This window comes from Pigmentibacter ruber, assembly GCF_009792895.1.
Lineage (GTDB): Bacteria > Bdellovibrionota_B > Oligoflexia > Silvanigrellales > Silvanigrellaceae > Silvanigrella > Silvanigrella rubra.
This window is the reverse complement of the sequence record NZ_WSSC01000002.1, coordinates 221,686-238,049: the sequence shown is the minus strand read 5'-3', so window position 1 is coordinate 238,049 and position 16,364 is coordinate 221,686. Positions and strand designations below refer to the sequence as shown.

The 16,364-nt window shown below is 25.8% G+C and carries 13 protein-coding genes; 10 read left to right on the top strand and 3 right to left on the bottom strand.

Going from position 1 to position 16,364, the window contains the following annotated elements:
* Positions 1 to 306: 306 nt before the first annotated feature.
* Positions 307 to 1,284: a hypothetical protein gene (locus GOY08_RS07530; RefSeq protein ID WP_158998282.1), complete on the top strand. Its 978-nt coding sequence runs from the start codon at positions 307 to 309 to the stop codon at positions 1,282 to 1,284.
* 134 nt (positions 1,285 to 1,418) lie between these two features.
* Positions 1,419 to 1,802, top strand: coding sequence for a (deoxy)nucleoside triphosphate pyrophosphohydrolase (locus GOY08_RS07525; protein WP_158998281.1), 384 nt, complete (start codon positions 1,419 to 1,421; stop codon positions 1,800 to 1,802).
* Between the two features lie 31 nt (positions 1,803 to 1,833).
* Here GOY08_RS07525 and GOY08_RS07520 read toward each other — a convergent pair whose 3' ends face one another.
* From GOY08_RS07520 to GOY08_RS07510, 3 genes are all read right to left on the bottom strand, one after another.
* Positions 1,834 to 4,521: a hypothetical protein gene (locus GOY08_RS07520; protein ID WP_158998280.1), complete on the bottom strand. Its 2,688-nt coding sequence runs from the start codon at positions 4,519 to 4,521 to the stop codon at positions 1,834 to 1,836.
* A gap of 206 nt (positions 4,522 to 4,727) precedes the next feature.
* Positions 4,728 to 7,271 carry a PEP/pyruvate-binding domain-containing protein gene (locus tag GOY08_RS07515; protein ID WP_158998279.1) on the bottom strand — a complete coding sequence of 848 codons (2,544 nt, stop codon included), beginning with the start codon at positions 7,269 to 7,271 and terminating at the stop codon, positions 4,728 to 4,730.
* On the bottom strand, positions 7,271 to 8,617 hold the full coding sequence (locus GOY08_RS07510) for a nucleotidyltransferase family protein (protein WP_158998278.1): 1,347 nt from the start codon (positions 8,615 to 8,617) through the stop codon (positions 7,271 to 7,273). Before GOY08_RS07510 ends, GOY08_RS07515 begins: the two co-directional genes overlap by 1 nt.
* A gap of 299 nt (positions 8,618 to 8,916) precedes the next feature.
* On the opposite strand from GOY08_RS07510, the gene GOY08_RS07505 reads away from it, so the two are divergent.
* From GOY08_RS07505 to GOY08_RS07470, 8 genes are read left to right on the top strand one after another with little or no spacing between them, the layout of a single operon-like run.
* The gene (locus tag GOY08_RS07505) at positions 8,917 to 9,648 is read left to right on the top strand and encodes an HAD family hydrolase (protein WP_158998277.1); all 732 of its coding nucleotides are present in this window, start codon (positions 8,917 to 8,919) and stop codon (positions 9,646 to 9,648) included.
* On the top strand, positions 9,648 to 10,259 hold the full coding sequence (locus GOY08_RS07500; protein WP_158998276.1) for a nucleoside/nucleotide kinase family protein: 612 nt from the start codon (positions 9,648 to 9,650) through the stop codon (positions 10,257 to 10,259). Before GOY08_RS07505 ends, GOY08_RS07500 begins: the two co-directional genes overlap by 1 nt.
* Positions 10,260 to 11,246: a diacylglycerol/lipid kinase family protein gene (locus GOY08_RS07495; protein ID WP_158998275.1), complete on the top strand. Its 987-nt coding sequence runs from the start codon at positions 10,260 to 10,262 to the stop codon at positions 11,244 to 11,246. It begins immediately after the preceding gene.
* Positions 11,237 to 12,313: an AIR synthase related protein gene (locus GOY08_RS07490; RefSeq protein ID WP_158998274.1), complete on the top strand. Its 1,077-nt coding sequence runs from the start codon at positions 11,237 to 11,239 to the stop codon at positions 12,311 to 12,313. Before GOY08_RS07495 ends, GOY08_RS07490 begins: the two co-directional genes overlap by 10 nt.
* Positions 12,314 to 12,324: 11 nt before the next feature.
* Entirely contained in the window at positions 12,325 to 13,128 is an 804-nt protein-coding gene (locus GOY08_RS07485; protein ID WP_158998273.1) for a hypothetical protein, read from the top strand.
* Positions 13,121 to 14,437 carry an aminotransferase class I/II-fold pyridoxal phosphate-dependent enzyme gene (locus GOY08_RS07480; protein WP_158998272.1) on the top strand — a complete coding sequence of 439 codons (1,317 nt, stop codon included), beginning with the start codon at positions 13,121 to 13,123 and terminating at the stop codon, positions 14,435 to 14,437. Before GOY08_RS07485 ends, GOY08_RS07480 begins: the two co-directional genes overlap by 8 nt.
* Positions 14,437 to 15,561, top strand: coding sequence for a hypothetical protein (locus GOY08_RS07475; protein ID WP_158998271.1), 1,125 nt, complete (start codon positions 14,437 to 14,439; stop codon positions 15,559 to 15,561). The genes GOY08_RS07480 and GOY08_RS07475 overlap by 1 nt, the downstream gene beginning before the upstream one ends.
* Positions 15,562 to 15,563: 2 nt before the next feature.
* The gene (locus GOY08_RS07470; protein ID WP_158998270.1) at positions 15,564 to 16,349 is read left to right on the top strand and encodes a class I SAM-dependent methyltransferase; all 786 of its coding nucleotides are present in this window, start codon (positions 15,564 to 15,566) and stop codon (positions 16,347 to 16,349) included.
* The last annotated feature ends 15 nt before the right edge of the window (positions 16,350 to 16,364 follow it).

Sequence of the window (16,364 nt, the reverse complement as noted above, 5' to 3'; positions counted from 1 at the left end):
TTTTAATTTTCAATGTTACTTTTGGAAAATTATCAAAAGTGAACTTAAATATATAAATTATTAGCTTTATTTTGACCAAACTAGACATATAATTGTATTCTTATTAAATGCATTATTTTCTAGCAATTATACTTATTAACCCTAAAATATAAAGAAAATATTTACATAATTTCTCTATATTTTAGGGTTAATATTATCTATAAATAAATGAATTAGATCCTTGAAAATATTTTTATAGCAATATTGACAACATATTTTTTTCTACAATATAAGAATTTACTTTTATAATTTGATTGGAATAAAATTATGAGGTCAAAAAACAAATTAACTATCATTTTTATTTTTTTAGTTGTATCTATTTCTACTATCATAGGTATTCTAATTAAAAATTATCTTTCACAGAAAAACAATTTAGTTAATTTAAATACAAGTGGGAAAAAAATATTTAGTACTATTCATAATCAAAAAGTTGAAGAAATAAAAAAAAGAATTGATTTAAGAGATTTATATAAAATTTCAGACTTCTTAAACTTCCCCGAACATTTTAACAAAGATAAAAATTGCTATACTTCGTTAATAGATAGATATTGCATAAAAATAAATTCTATTTTTCAAAATAAAGAAAAAAATCAAATTTATTATTATGTTACCGTAACTGGTGAACTTGAAAATACCGAAAAACTGAATCATAAAGATGCAATTGCTCAATTATTTAAAGTAAAATTTGTTCCTAATAAATTTCCATTTTACGAAATTGTAGCCAAAAGTAACGCAATTGATTTATCGTGTGAATTAACAAATGATGAATGCTCTGAAGTAAAGTATCTTAAAATAGCAAATGATAACCAACTTATTTTTAGTATTGAACGCAGTTATCCCCTTCCACATGGTGGTGGAATAACAACTGAAGAGTTTTTTCTACCAAACGAAAAAGGAAATATTAAGTTTGTATTAAGTTTTGTAAAGGATTATTATGGGTCAGAACATTGTTTTTATAACAATAATGAAGATAGTGATGTCATAGCAAAAGATATGGAAGACAAACTCCCAAAACAAGAACGTTGCGCAAGAGATGATGTCTATAAAGCAGAATATAAAATCATTGAAAATAAAACAGGACTTTATTCTTTTTATGTGACTAAAAAATTATTTCCAACACAAACTTCACCAATAGATGAATATCAAAGACATGAATTAGATAAACCACTAAAAGAAAAGTACTTTTATATCTATTATGACGAAAATAAGCGCAAATACATTTCTTATGAACCAGAAAATCTTTAACCAATATTACAATATACTCTGGCTGAATAAGAAAAAGATCTATTTTTTCAAAATGAATACTTCTAATTAAGAATAATTTTTGCTACTAAAGAAAAAGGGGAGACTCTAGTTATTTTGATTGAACAGGAAAATACATGAAAACAGTAGTGGCTGCTTTGATTGAAAATCAAGGATTTTATTTTGTAGCACAGAGAGCAAAAGGACAGAAATTAGAAGGTTTTTGGGAATTTCCTGGAGGTAAACTAGAAAAAAATGAGTCTATTGAACAGTGTATTATAAGGGAAATTAAAGAAGAACTTAATATTAAAATTGTTCCTAAAAATATTTTCTCTGAAACAATTTATGAATATGAGTTCGGAAAAATAAAACTTATTGGTGTTATTTCGGATATAGTAGAAGGAAATTTAGAATTACGAGTCCACTCACAATATAAATGGTTAAAACCAGTTGATATATTGAAAATAACTCTTGCTCCTGCTGATATCCCAATTGCTCAAAAACTCAGTTATAATCAATAAAATTATATTCGCTTAATTGCGAATTTTCATATTAAATAGATGTCACTATATAATCATTATTTTCATGTTTAGTTTGTGTTCTTTTTAACCAGTCTTTTTGTAATCTAGTATCATGAAAATCTTTGCAGAAATTCTGAAAATTATTGTTATTACTAGCAAAATTAATAATATCAGTGACTTTAGAATTATCAATTTTTAGTAAAGGCATATATAAACTTAATGATAATTCTACCTCACCTAAAAATCCATCAACAAAATATTGCAGATAATCATCAAATTTTTGTATTTCTACTGCAACACTCATTAGACGAATAAATATTTTAGTATACAAAGAAACAATTTTTTCAATGTCACTTTTGTGATAATGACCATCTTCATCTTCTAAATTATTTTGATATATATCACTCTCAACCGCTCCTATATAAGAAGTAAAATTTCCAACTTTATCATTACTAATTTTATGCTTCTCTTCTTTTTTATTATACTTTTGACATAATTCCATCATTTCTAAGATATTTAAATCAATCTTCCTTATTAAACTAGAAATATTATCAAGTCTTTTATCTTGCAATTCTGAAATAGCTTTCATGTATCTAGTTGGTGCCATACCTCTTTCAGATTTATAAAATTCATAAGCAGGTCGGATGATCTTTTTATTACTATTATCTATATTTTTTCTTTCTTCTTCAGATTGTTGCGCAATATATTTTTCAATTAATTGTTTCCAGTATTTGTCTTGATGTTGATCTATTTTTGCAGCTACAAATGCAACTCCAAACGTTCCAATTATTTTTAAAGGCATTACAGCGTAATTTGTTAATATATTATTTACTAAAGAATCCTTAATAAAATGTGTAAAATTATTAGTAATCATAACAACACCAGTTCCTGCCTGCATCACTCTAAATGCATGATAAGAACCTCCTAATACTGAGCAAAGAGATTGATATCTTTCTTGCCCAGTTAATCCTGTTGCCTTCGAAACAATTGCAGAAATCACTTCAAAAATAATTAAACAACCTAATGAAACTGATAAACCTACGCCAGTTCCAATATCCTTGGAAGATAAATTAACAGGACCGTGGATATTAGGAAATAGCAGTGGACTAAGTCCTTTTAACGCTCTACTCGCAGGTTCAGCAATAGAATCAGGAGCATTCCCAGGCGGTCCAAATAATGTATCCCTTAGTTGATTTGGAATCTTTGAATCTTGCTTTAAGATATTTATATATTGCTCAGTTTCTCTTTGATTCATTTCTCCCATTAAAAGGGTATTTTGAACAAAATCTACAAAAGAGTTTCGATAGTTTTCATCTTTATTTTCTACATATTTCTTTATTGTTTTTCTAATAGCTTTCTGATTTGTTGGATTTTTATGCAAGTGTTTTCTTTTAAACTCTGAAAAAGAAGAGTTATTATTTGAAAATACACTTAACGACTTAAATAAACTCAATCTTAGAGTTTCTAACTGAATAAACAAGGGTTGTTTTAAAATTAAGGTGTATCTATAATAATTCATCAGTTTCATATAGTCATTTTTAAGATCATGCTGTGAAATATTTTTCTTTTTAAATTTTTCTATACTTTCTATCAAATTAACATAATATGTAAAAAGAGTAGATATATTGAATTTATATTGGCCATTTTTTGCAATTGATTTTTTTACATTTTCAACAATTTCTTTAATTTTTTTCATTTCAATTAATTCTAACTCAAAACGAGACATACTTGAATTAACTATGTACTTTGAATTAGAACTGTGTGAGGACAAATGACCGCTAGTAATTAAATCATTTTTTCTTTGCAAATCATATTCCGAAAGTAATTCAATAGGAATTTTTGCCTTTAGAACTTTATAAGAATCAGCAGATAAAATTTCTTTCCCTTTCACAAATAGCAAACCAATAAAGTTTCCTGCTAATGCGCCGCCAGCAATTGCTCCTGCTGTTGCTGCTTGTGACGCAGCATTAGCAGCAATAGAAGCTGCATAACCGCCAGCTCCAACAGGAGGTAACACAATTGCTATTGCTATCATAAGAAGATCAATTAAAGTATTTGCTGTCAATGTAAATATTTCTGCTGGTGAGAGCTGGATATAGTACTTTGCCTTATCACCAATATTTCTACTTTTAGCAATTGTATGTAGTTCTTTTGTAAAATATTCAAAAAAATCTTCACTTTTATAGCCATAATTTATTGTATAAATATTATCTCTAAAAAGATTTAATTTTTCTTCATGAAAATATTTTATTTGATTAAAAATGTACTTATAAAGCTCTTTGTTTTTTGAATCTGGAATGCTGTCTAAATGTTGCATAAAAACAGAAAACTCATGCAAAAAAATCTCGCGATTATGAAACTTTTGCACCACTCTAGCTATAGTTTCCTTATTTGCATTGTAGTAACCAGTTAAGAAATTAATATAACTTTCATAATTCTTTTCTTGCTGAACAATATAATTTAAAAAATTAAAATTCTTATCACGATTAATTATAAGTATAAATGTTGTTAAAAAAGAAATGCATATATTATAATTTACATTGTAAAATGCATTAAATTCATTTTTAGAAAGAAGAACTTCAGAAGCAATTTGAGATTTACTATATTTTTTTGCTTGATTTTCTTTAATTAGAGCAGCTTCAATTTCATGTGGAGTACGAAATTTATTTTGAATATTTGTTTTAGTATTTTTTAGTATTTTCTTAGCTTCACTTAACATCTAGCACCTATATTTATTTATTAAGAACGATGTATCATCAAAGCAATAAGTAATTCCTTATCTACTTATTTTTACAATAATGTTCTTTAAGATATGATTACATCTTGATGATAAATAACTATATAAATTCAATATAATTATAGTGTATTGAATTTATTAAATAATATTATTCTAGGGTTAGACAAATTTATTCGGAATATTAAGTTCTATGATAAAATTTCTAATCGACCTAATCTTCCATTCATTTTCACGGTCATTCCTTTTTTTAAAACTTGAAAAATCTGCTGCGGAGCTGATATCGCTGGCAGGCCATACTCTCTAGCAGCTATAAAACCGTGTGATAAAACCCCACCTGTCAGGGTAACAATTCCTGAGAGCGTAGGATAAATTGCTGTAAAAGTAGGATTAGGTGATGTTGTTAATAAAATAGCACCTTTAGGAATATTACCAAAATCAGATAAGTCTTCAGCAAAATACACTTCTCCCTGAGCTTCCCCTGGGCTCATTGGCGCTCCATAAAAAATATTCTCCTCTGTATTAAAGTTTCTAAAATCATCCCTATTTTCATATAAGATAGGAATTTGCATAGGTTTTTTGATTGATAAATTTGCAACCCATAAATTCTTTCTCTTCAAAGTCAAATAATGCAAATTTGAAGTTGGGAAAAATAATTGCTCTTTTAATTCTTCAATTCGTAAAAAGTAAATACTATCTTTCATTAATAATATTTTTTTTGCAATTAATAAATCTTCTGCTTTTTTAATTAAATATTTTGATTGCTGAATTATAAGTCCTGAAAGAAAATGTTGTTCCTCATCCATTTGCATTAAAGATTTTAACTTATCCATAGAAGATAAAATTATTTTATTTATCTTTCTTCTATTAATTTTTATTAACATTGCATCAAGCTTATTCATAAAATATTCCATTTTATATTCACATTTGGGAAATAAACCAGTATTTGATAAATATTGCGCTAAAATCTTTCCAAGCTCCCATGGAGCTTCATTTAAACAAGGTTTAATAAAGTCCCAAGAAGTACGTACATGCCCATTTCTACTTAAAAATTCATTCCAATAATTCTTGGATTGAGCACAAAGCAAATCAAATAATTTAGAAAAATCATCGATATCTTTCACTCCAGATAAAGAATTAAGAAAGTATACTCCATAATTGTCTTTTATTATTTTAAAAAATAACTCTCTGCATTCTTCATTAAATTTTAAAGTCCGATTTGAAAAATTTCCTAAGTAACTCAAATATTCATCCGCAGAAAAACCTAAATTTTGAAATATTTTATTTAATTTTTTTTCTAAAATATTCTTCATTAAGAAAATAGAAAAATCAGATTCAAGAAATTTTTCTCCTATTAATTTTAATTTTTCCATGTTTTCCAAAATTTTAGTATTATCATTCAATAAATTAGAATTTTTTAGTTTATCAAATTTTCTTATATTTTTCAAAAATTCATCTCTATTATATTCCCATTTTTCTACTTCATTATTAAAATTATCTTCAATTAAAACCAAAATTATTTGGAGTTTAAAAAAAGAGATTTCAAATTTTTTGTCTTTTACAAATAACAGTTTAATTATAAAAGAAAATAATATATATAATATTTTCCATAATGATGATGTAAAAAAGGAAAAAAAGTGAGACCATCTAATTTTTATACCTTTTGGATAACTAAAAATGTTTGGATTAGCATAAATAAATCCACCAAATGATATAGCAATTTGCTCAATATTTTTGACTAAAATTCCAAATTGTTTATTCAAAACTCTTACATTAGTTACAAAAATGTCTGATATTGAGGACCACGCTAAAGGTGTTAAAGGTTCAGGAAATCTTTCTAATGTTAATTCTCTGCTCCATAGATTTCCATCAAATGTTTTTTCAAACATATATGCATCTTCAGTAGCAATCTTTCTTACTTGAACGATCCAAAATTCATGTCCATCCCATACCCATTCATAATCGATTGCTGCCTTAAATTTTTTTTCTAGGGTAAAAGCATGTTGCCAGACTTCATACCAGAAAGATGTTAATTTTGAATGAGGTTGTTCTTCACTTGAAATAGTGAAAGAAGTTCCCGTTCCTTGAACCACAGAATTTCCGGCAAATGCATATTCACAAATTCCATTTTGTTCCCAAATGTCTAAAGGATTTCTACTAAAACAAACACCAAGAATTTCTGGTTCAATATATTTTTGAATAAAAAAACCAAGTTTTACTTTAGAAAAATGAGGAGTGACTTCTATTATTCTTTTGACACTGGCTTTAGTTAATGCCGAAGCTAGAACCTTTTTAATTTCATTCCATAAGCTAAGTTCATCATAATTTTTAATATGGAAAGAATCAAAACATCCCGCAAAAGAAGATAGTTTAGAATCCTCAACACTCATACTAGAGCGTATAATTATTTTTGAACCAAGAAATTTTTTTATTTTTTTAACTTCAAAATGCCATTTCGCAGGAGGAGGTATATTTAAAATTTCTAATTGTAAGTTAAAATATTTTGTCTCTTCTTCTTTTCTAATTTCATCAAATTCTAGGGGAATTTCTTGCATAATTTTATCAAATTTTTTTATCTTAAATTTTAAATAATTCTGTATCTCATCGCATTTGTAAAGAATAGTTTCTGGAATATTATATGAATTTTTTTTTAAAAAAAGACAATTTCCCCCTTTACCTCCATAATCTACATCCTTTGTATTCTTCTTTAATAATTGTCCAGTTAAGATTTGCATTATTCCATTTCCTTATAGAGATTAATTAAATTTATATCATATTGTTCTTTTTCAAATGAAAAAAATGAGAGTTTTAAAAGACCGCTTACAATTATGAAAGCATTGGATATTGTAAAGAAAAAAATATTTTTAATTCCATGCTCAGAACAGAGCGCTCTTATGATTTTAATCGGCGTCACAAATTTATAGTAATATTTTACAAAAATATTATTACCTATGTAACCTGAAATACATTTTTGTTCTGAATCTGGAATCATAAATAAAATTTTCCACATTTTTAACCAAATTTTAAATTTATTATTATAACTTTTTGAAAGTTTGAAAAGTAAAAAACTTTTTTCTAATTTTGTAATATAAGTAGTTCTGCTAATTAATAAAAATTTTAAAGATCTAGTCCTTTTTTCTAATTGCAAAATTAATTTTTTTGGTATGAAGTTATAACAAAAATTAGTTATTTCTAAAAAAAATTGAATTTGATTAAGCTCAGGAAAAAATTTACTTGTTAATACAAATGCTCTATAAATTTTTTCATAAGCAGAAATTTCAATTATTAATTTTTTAAATTTTTTAGTATCTAGCGGACTACAAAATTTAATAATATTAAAGATATCTGCCAATTCTTTGAAACCAGCTTTATATAAAGACAAGTGTATACATAAGTGAAGTACATTACATTCCCAAGACATTCTATAACAATTTTGAAAATTCGGTATTGGTACTATATCATCCCAAATAAAATTTATTACATTATTTTTTTGAAAATTTCGTGACAATTGCCAATGCACAGTAATTACACAAGATTTATCTTCTGATATATATGGAGGTAGATGATGGGTTTTAGAAGTATTTGATTTTTTTGAGAATAAATTGTTAAATAAACAAGAAAATTTGTTGTTTTTTAAAATATTTTCAAACTCATGAATGTCTCTTTCTTCAATAAGGAGATCAATATCATTCATTTTTTTATAAAATTTTTCTCGATATAGACATTGACTAAAACAAAAACCCTTGAGAAATACTATTTTTATGCCTAGTTTACTCGATTCTTTTGCAATATTAAAAATGAAAGTATTCTGTATTAAAAATCGACTTTCATATTTTGCAAACTGATAGTTCCAATTACAAATTTTTATTATACTATTAAATATTTTTGGAAAATAATTTTTGATTCTATCATAGACTAAAACTTGTATCGAATTTCTTTCAATAATTTCAATAAATAATTTCATATTTTTTATTTTTTGCATTGAATCTTCAATTCTATTAAAATCATTAAAATCAAATTCAGCATAACTTAATTTTTCTAAAACAAAGCTAATTTTTGAATAGTCATTATTTTCTTTCATAAAGGTTACCTATAATTTTTTGCAAACATTATTTCTTAAATTATTTATAAATAAAGCAGAAAATGTAATTAATATAATGAAATTAACACTAAATACACAGATGTAAATAATATGTCAAACAAAAAGTACTTTTATTTATTCATAAAATTACAATAGAATTTTTCTGTTACATTAAAAAATATTTTATAGAACAAAATTTGACAAAAAATAAATTTTTATTTACGTTTATTTAACAAAGTAATAAAATTACAATAGAATCCATTAATTTCTTAGAAAACTAATTTAAAAAGAACACAAAAATGAATAGTATTAGAAATTTACTTATAGACCTAGATGGAACTTTAATTAGCTTTAACGAACTACAAGCTAAAATTTACTTTATAGTAAAGGCAATGACATGGAATGAGTTTAGAGTTTCGCCTTTAAAACTTCTATATTCGTTAAGTTTATTTAAAAGCAATATTATAAATAATAGTGACAAAAATTTAATATATAATAAAGCTATAAAAACATTTTCTCAAACAATGAATATTTCAATAAATGACAGTGAAAAAATACTAATCAATTTTATTGAATATATTTTCCCTTTATTAAGAAAATATTTTTCTATAATTCCTGTAGCAAATTCTTTTATAAATTGGGCAAAAAATAGATATAAACTATATTTAGCAACTAATCCATTTTGGCCACCAGAATTTGTAAATTTAAGATTACAATGGGCAGGTATTGACGTAAATACTTTTAAATTTATTTCCCATTCAAAAAATATGTATTATTCCAAACACTCTAAATTATATTTTCAAGATTTTCTTTCACAAAATAACTTAAAATCAGAAGAATGCTTAATGATAGGAAATAAATTAGCTCTCGATGGAAATGCTAGAAAAATAGGTATGAATGTATTTATTTTAAATCTACAAAACAAAAAAAATAATTCTCATAAAGAAAAAAATTTAGAAAATTATAACTTTGGAACTGTCAATTTTGGGAATTATTATGACTTAGTTAACTATTTAGAAAGGAATTCTTAATGTTTATAGTAGTAACAGGGCCTGATGGCTCAGGCAAAACAACAGTATGTAAAAAGCTGCAATTTTTTTTAGCTAAAAAATTGAATGAACGTTCAATTACTATTGCTTCGGTCTGGGATCAGTATGAAGATTTATTTATTTCGCAAAATCATGCTCAAGAATATTTAAAAAATTTAAAAGGCTTTTCTCGTTCAATATTTATATTTCATGCCGTCCAAAGGGCTTTAGAAATTGCAAATGAAAAGAAAAATAGAATAATTATCATGGATTCTTACTGGTATAAGTATGTTGTTAGCGAAATAGGATTAGGTTCGAAAAAAGAATCACTTTACCATTTAGCTAAATTATTTCCTGTTCCTGATTTAACAATTTATCTTGATATTTCCCCTGATATAGCAATGAAAAGAAAAAAAGAAATTTCAAATTATGAAAAGGGAAGATCTATTGGAAATAATAGTGAAGAACAATTCCTTACTTTTCAAAAAAAATTGCAGCCGATTTGGAAGGAAGTTGCAGTAAAATTTGGTCCTTGGTCATCAATTCAAGCCAATCAAGATTCTGACTTAATAATTGATCACATGTTTTCTATTTATCTAAAAAAGGTTGCATAAATGCAAAATATTATAGTCAATGAAAATTTTCATGAAACAATTGTTTTATTTAATTCCAAAGCAAAAGGTGGTAAAGGACTTAAAATATGGGATTACATTCTTAAATCAAACATTTTACAAGAAAAATATAAAATCATAATAAAGACCCAAATAGATATATGTAAGATAGAAAGTCAAGCATTAAAAAATATGCTAATAAATTTCATTAAAGATGGATTCTATAAATTTATTGCGGTAGGAGGTGATGGGACCGTCCATTCTGTAGTGAATATTTTATTTGAATTTAGAGCAATGAAACCCTTAATAGGTGCAATAGGTGTTGGTTCTTCAAATGATTTTCATAAGCCAAATAAAGACAAAATAGGATCAATACCAGTAAGATTAAACTTCGATAATGCTTTTTATCATGATGTAGGACTTGTCGAATTCAAGGATAAAAAAAATTTCTTATTAAAAGAATATTTCATAGTAAATGCTAGTATCGGTTTCACAGCAAATGCAAATTACTTTTTTAATAAAAATAGTAGAATTAATAATTTTATAAAGAAAAATAACACTAATTTAGCAATTTTTTGTGCAATTTTAAAAAATTTATTTTCTTATAAACCCATACAAACAATCTTAACTTATAATGGTATAAAATATATTAGTAATGAAATAATTAATTTAGGAATACTTAAAATTCCACATTTTTCAGGAAGTTTTGTTTATCCAAAACAAATTAAAGTCAATAATGGTATCTTTAAAATATTTTACTTTAATTGCAAAAGTAAAAATATCTATAAAAATAAGCTTCATATTTTGCAAATAATGAAGGACTTTTTACAAAATAATATTTTAAATAATCCTTCACTAAAAGAAGTAAATACAGATAAAATTGAAATAAAAACAAAAAATGAAACTCTACTTGAAATTGATGGTGAAGTAAAAAAATTTACTCATTCAAATTTCAATATTATCAAAGAAAGTTTACTATTATGTCCGTAAATTATTTTTCACAACTTGAGAATAAAGAATTACAATCTTTATTCTCATGGCTAGGAAAAAATGAAAAAAGTAAAAAGCAAATAAATGAGATCAATCACTCTGACTGTGAAGTTGTTAAGTTAAGAGAAAAATTTTACTTATATTCCACTGTCGATAGTGTTGCAGAAGAAATTTCAAATAAACTTTATAAAGAACCAGAAACAATAGGCTGGATTGCTGCACAAGCTTCTCTCTCAGATTTAGCCGCATGTGGATGTATTCCAATAGGAATTTTGTTTTCTACTATCTGGGAAGTTGGAACTCCGTTGTCATTTCAGATAAAACTCGCTGATTCATTTAAATCAGCATTAAATTCACAAAAATGTTTTTTACTTGGTGGTGATAATGGAAGTTCAACAAGCACAGTTATTACAAGTGTTGGGCTAGGATATTCTACAAAAGTTTCAAAAATGCGAGATGGTATTCAAGATGATGATTTTCTATGCATAACTGGAAAGTCAGGCAGAGGTCCTGCTTTATGTATTGATTTTCTTTTGAATCAAAAAAGTCAATGTAACAGATTATTTTCCGAAAATTTATTTCGACCTATAGCAAGAATAACAGAGGGAGTTCAACTTCAAAAATTTGCGCATGCAGTAATTGATACAAGTGATGGAATTCTTTCAGCAGTAAAACAGCTTTGTGAAATAAATAATATTGGTGTTAAACTTTTTTGGAATGAAGATTGCATTGATGAATCTGCTATTGAATTTTGTAATAAGCTAAATTTACCTAAATTTCTTTTATGGATTGCAGAACATGGTGATTTTGAGTTAATTTCAGCAATTCCAGCAAAAAAAATTCTGCAAGCAAAGAAAAAAATCCCAAATTTACATGTAATAGGACAATTTAAGAAGAATCAAATTGAACATGAATTTTTTTTCAACTCTAATTGCAAACAAAAAAATTTAAAAATTGATCTTAATAAAACGCAATTTTTAGCTGAAGAAAAAAATAGTTCATTAGAAAAAATAGTAGAAAAAATGAATTCAGTTATTTCATATTTAAAAATTAACCAATTTCCTTAAAAGGACTTATTATGTTTCAAGAATTTACTATTACTAAATTAAATAGATTATCTTACCAGCAATTAAAGACTATAAAGAGTTATGAAATACTTGAAAATATCGATAATATAGAGCACTTAGATCATAACCTAGTTGATTGTTGGAAAAAACTAATTGCTTCGATTGCAACTACAGAAGGAATTGAAGATTTAATAATATCAAATATTATGTTAGCATTTATAGATAATGAAAAGAAATTTAATTTCCTTAAGTCACAGAAATTAGACGAAAGCATTCATACTAATAAATTAATTAATTATAATTTACAAACATTTAAGTACAAAAAGGAACAGAAAAGTATTGCTGATAAAATTATCTATGACTTTTTTCTAAAAATGTTTGCTAAATTATTCCCTAGAAAACCAATTTATGGACTAATATTGCTACAGTTTTTTGAAATTTATGGTGTTCAATTCTATAAAAAACTTTCTAATACAGCTAAAAAATTTAATTTATTTGAATTTGAAAAATTAATTAATCTAATTTCAGAAGATGAAGAAAGGCATATTTCTGGAATAAGTATTATAATTAGTGATGAACTAAAGAAAAATAGTTTATCTTTTTTCGATATAATTTTAATTAAATTCATTATATCTATTTGTGTTTTTGATATTAATATGAATAAAAATGCTTTTCATAACAAAGCGGTAAGAAAAAATATATTAGCATTGGGAATGAATCCTAATGAATTAACTAATTTTGCAAAAAAGACGGCAAAGTTAATTTTAAAAAATTTGCAAAATTCAAAAAAAATTGAAAGGAATATTTATGTTTGACTTTGAAAAAAATAAACTTCTTTCTGCAAATAATGCTGAAAATTTTTCTTTAGCTGAATTCATAAAGCCTTCAGGAAAATCACTTATTGAAAAAGTAACTCCATTTAATGAATTTTTATCCAATATTTTAGCACAAGGAAAAGCCCTTTATTGCCGAGAATTAATGGGACCTTGCGAGCATTCAAGCCTTATATTTGATCAAATTACAAAGACACCTAAAAAAATGCTTATGTTTGGTTCTAATAATTATTTAGGACTTTCTACACATCCTAAAGTAAAAGAAGCGTTAATCCATGCTGTTGAAAACTATGGAATAGGAGTTGGAGGACCGCCGCTGCTAAATGGCATGTCTACTTTACATAAAAAATTAGAAAGAAAACTTTGTGAGTTCAAATATGGTGAAAATGCTGATGACTATGATGCAATGTTATTTGCGAGCGGATATCAAGCAAATTTGGGATGGGTAAAAGCATTAATTTCTGGAAATGACATTCTTATTTACGATGAGTTAAGTCATGCGAGTCTATATGATGCAGTAACATATTTAAATAATGATCCTTTTAATAAAGTAAAAACTTTAAGATTTAAGCATAATAATATAGCTCATTTAAAAATATTACTTGAACGCTATTCATCTATTTGTAAAGGGCACATTTTTGTTACGACTGAAGGTGTTTTTTCTATGGATGGAAACTTATCTAAATTAAAAGAAATTTCGGAATTATGTATAAAATATAAAGCAACTTTAGTTATTGATGATGCTCATGGGACAGGAATACTGGGCGAAAACGGAAGAGGATCGGCTGAACATTGGAAAATTAATGATGCAGTTCCAATAACCATGGGAACATTTAGCAAAGTCTTTGCAGTTACAGGAGGATTTCTTCTCGCTAAAAAAGAAGTGATTCAATACATGCGCTATTTTGCCAGATCTTATATGTTTTCTGCGCATTTGCCACCTCCAATAGTAGCAGCCATTTTAGCAAGTATTGAAGTCATTCAAAATGAAAGACAATTGCGTAAAAATCTATTTTCAAATGTAAACTATCTTGTAAAAAACTTAAATGAGCTAGACTATGGAGTTACAACAGATTCAGCAATTATACCAATACTTATTCCTGCTAAGTTTGATATTAGAGAAGTAAATAAATTTTTAAACAATCATAATTTATTTATTAATTCAATTGAGTATCCTGCTGTAGCTAAAAATAAACAAAGATTAAGATTAAGCGTTATGGCAACCCATACAGAAGAAGAATTAAAAAAAGTGATTAAAATATTTACAAAATTAAAAAAGGAATTTTTCTAATGCTTAAATCAATTAACTTTGATAAAAATACCAATTTATTAATAAATAGTTCATTATGGTTGAAAGATAAAAATTTTGACTTAATTTTCTTCCATTTATCAGGAATTTTTGCATTACTTCTTCTTACATTCTATTTATGGAAAGGTGATGCAGTTATATTTCCAATATACAATTTTTATTTAATTTTTTTTGGTATTCCTCATAATTATTTAACTTGGGCAACTCTTTTACCAGAACAAGCTCGTAAAACATTTAATATGAAACCTATATATGCAGGAGCAATAGTTTGTTTCATTATAGTCTTATTATTGCCTTTTACAGAAGGAACAACTCTAAATGATTGGATTTTATCATTAATTTCTTATATTTCTTTATGGCATGCATATAGACAACATCATGGTATTTGCAAAATTTATGATACTATACAATCAAAACGATTTAATGATAAAACTATTTATGCTGACAGATTTTATTTAAACTTATTTTTCCCTTTAGCATTATATAGCATTTTATTATGGGTATTTACGCATGAAAATGTGCAATATTTTCTATCTTTAGATGAAAAATATAATTTAATTTATCCAGTAATTCCTAAAAATATTTTTTATACATATTGTGCAGTTACAGCTGTAATTGGAATAATTGGTTTAAAAAAAGCTATTTATGACAGAAATAAACAAGGTAGACATATACCATGGCCACAACTTTCTTTGATGCTAATAGCTATCTTAACATATATTGTCCCCTATTTCTTTATACCAGTAACAGCAATGCCTTTGGCTGTAGCCATAGGGACAATTTTTCATAACGTTCAATATTTTGGATTTGTTTGGCTTTTTGAAAAGTACAGGACAAAAGAAATGAATGAAGCAAATATTTCTATAACCTTTTATCAGAAACTCGTAAGTAAAAATGCTTGGATTAAATACTTTTCTATTGCGCTTACTTACTCAATAATGATGATTATTTTTTATTTGATTACTCCAAAACATGTAGGTATGACTTTAATATACTTTATGGCATTATCTCATTACATTATTGATGGGTACATGTGGAAAAAAGATATTAATAAAACGTTATCTCCTGTTTTACATAGAATATCTATTGCTAAAGGAGAAAACTAATTATGACAATTATAAATTTATTTTGTCCTAAATGCCATAATTTTTTAGAATATAGCTTTGATATAAATTATATATTATGCACTAATTGTAAATTAAGATATAAAAAAAATAATTCTTATTTAGACTTATGTTTAACTAACAATAGTATAAATATAGTAACAGAAACTGCGTATAAAATATATTCAAAATTTTATGCTCCTTTTGCTTTGCTAGTTTATATTATTATCTGGCATGGAAATATATTTAAACATATTAAGTTTTTTAGAGAAATATTAAAACATGAAGATAATATCTTAGATATTGCTACTGGTGATGGTTCATTAACTTCAGCCGCACTTTTTGGATCTAAAAAATTTTTTGCCAGAAAATTATTAGTTTTAGATATATCAAAAGATATGCTTGAAAAAGCACAAATAAAATTATCAAAAAAACCAGTTACTTTTATTCGAGGAGACGTTAATCAACTGCCTTTCTCGAATTCCAGTATTCATGCTATTTCTTGCTTTGGTGGATTTAATTCGTTTCCTTCTGGAGCCTTAGCGATGAAAGAACTTTCAAGATGTTTATCTAAAAATGGAATTATTCGGGGTTCAATTTTGTTGACACCTGAAACATCTTGGAAAAAAAATTTAATACGAAGTTGGATAAAAAAAGGATATCAAACAGAAGAAATAAATAAAGATAAGTTCTTTTCTTGGGTCGATAATGCAGATCTTTACGTGAATAGATTAGAGCAAGTAGGATATGTATTACTATTCGAATTAAAACATAAAAAATATGCTGCATAATATTAAAGGAGAAGA

Coding starts and splice junctions, on each gene's coding strand:
- GOY08_RS07490 (WP_158998274.1), top strand. CDS start 11,237: ATGTCCGTAAATTATTTTTCACAACTTGAGAATAAAGAATTACAATCT.
- GOY08_RS07510 (WP_158998278.1), bottom strand. CDS start 8,617: ATGAAAGAAAATAATGACTATTCAAAAATTAGCTTTGTTTTAGAAAAA.
- GOY08_RS07475 (WP_158998271.1), top strand. CDS start 14,437: ATGCTTAAATCAATTAACTTTGATAAAAATACCAATTTATTAATAAAT.
- GOY08_RS07495 (WP_158998275.1), top strand. CDS start 10,260: ATGCAAAATATTATAGTCAATGAAAATTTTCATGAAACAATTGTTTTA.
- GOY08_RS07515 (WP_158998279.1), bottom strand. CDS start 7,271: ATGCAAATCTTAACTGGACAATTATTAAAGAAGAATACAAAGGATGTA.
- GOY08_RS07520 (WP_158998280.1), bottom strand. CDS start 4,521: ATGTTAAGTGAAGCTAAGAAAATACTAAAAAATACTAAAACAAATATT.
- GOY08_RS07505 (WP_158998277.1), top strand. CDS start 8,917: ATGAATAGTATTAGAAATTTACTTATAGACCTAGATGGAACTTTAATT.
- GOY08_RS07525 (WP_158998281.1), top strand. CDS start 1,419: ATGAAAACAGTAGTGGCTGCTTTGATTGAAAATCAAGGATTTTATTTT.
- GOY08_RS07480 (WP_158998272.1), top strand. CDS start 13,121: ATGTTTGACTTTGAAAAAAATAAACTTCTTTCTGCAAATAATGCTGAA.
- GOY08_RS07485 (WP_158998273.1), top strand. CDS start 12,325: ATGTTTCAAGAATTTACTATTACTAAATTAAATAGATTATCTTACCAG.
- GOY08_RS07530 (WP_158998282.1), top strand. CDS start 307: ATGAGGTCAAAAAACAAATTAACTATCATTTTTATTTTTTTAGTTGTA.
- GOY08_RS07470 (WP_158998270.1), top strand. CDS start 15,564: ATGACAATTATAAATTTATTTTGTCCTAAATGCCATAATTTTTTAGAA.
- GOY08_RS07500 (WP_158998276.1), top strand. CDS start 9,648: ATGTTTATAGTAGTAACAGGGCCTGATGGCTCAGGCAAAACAACAGTA.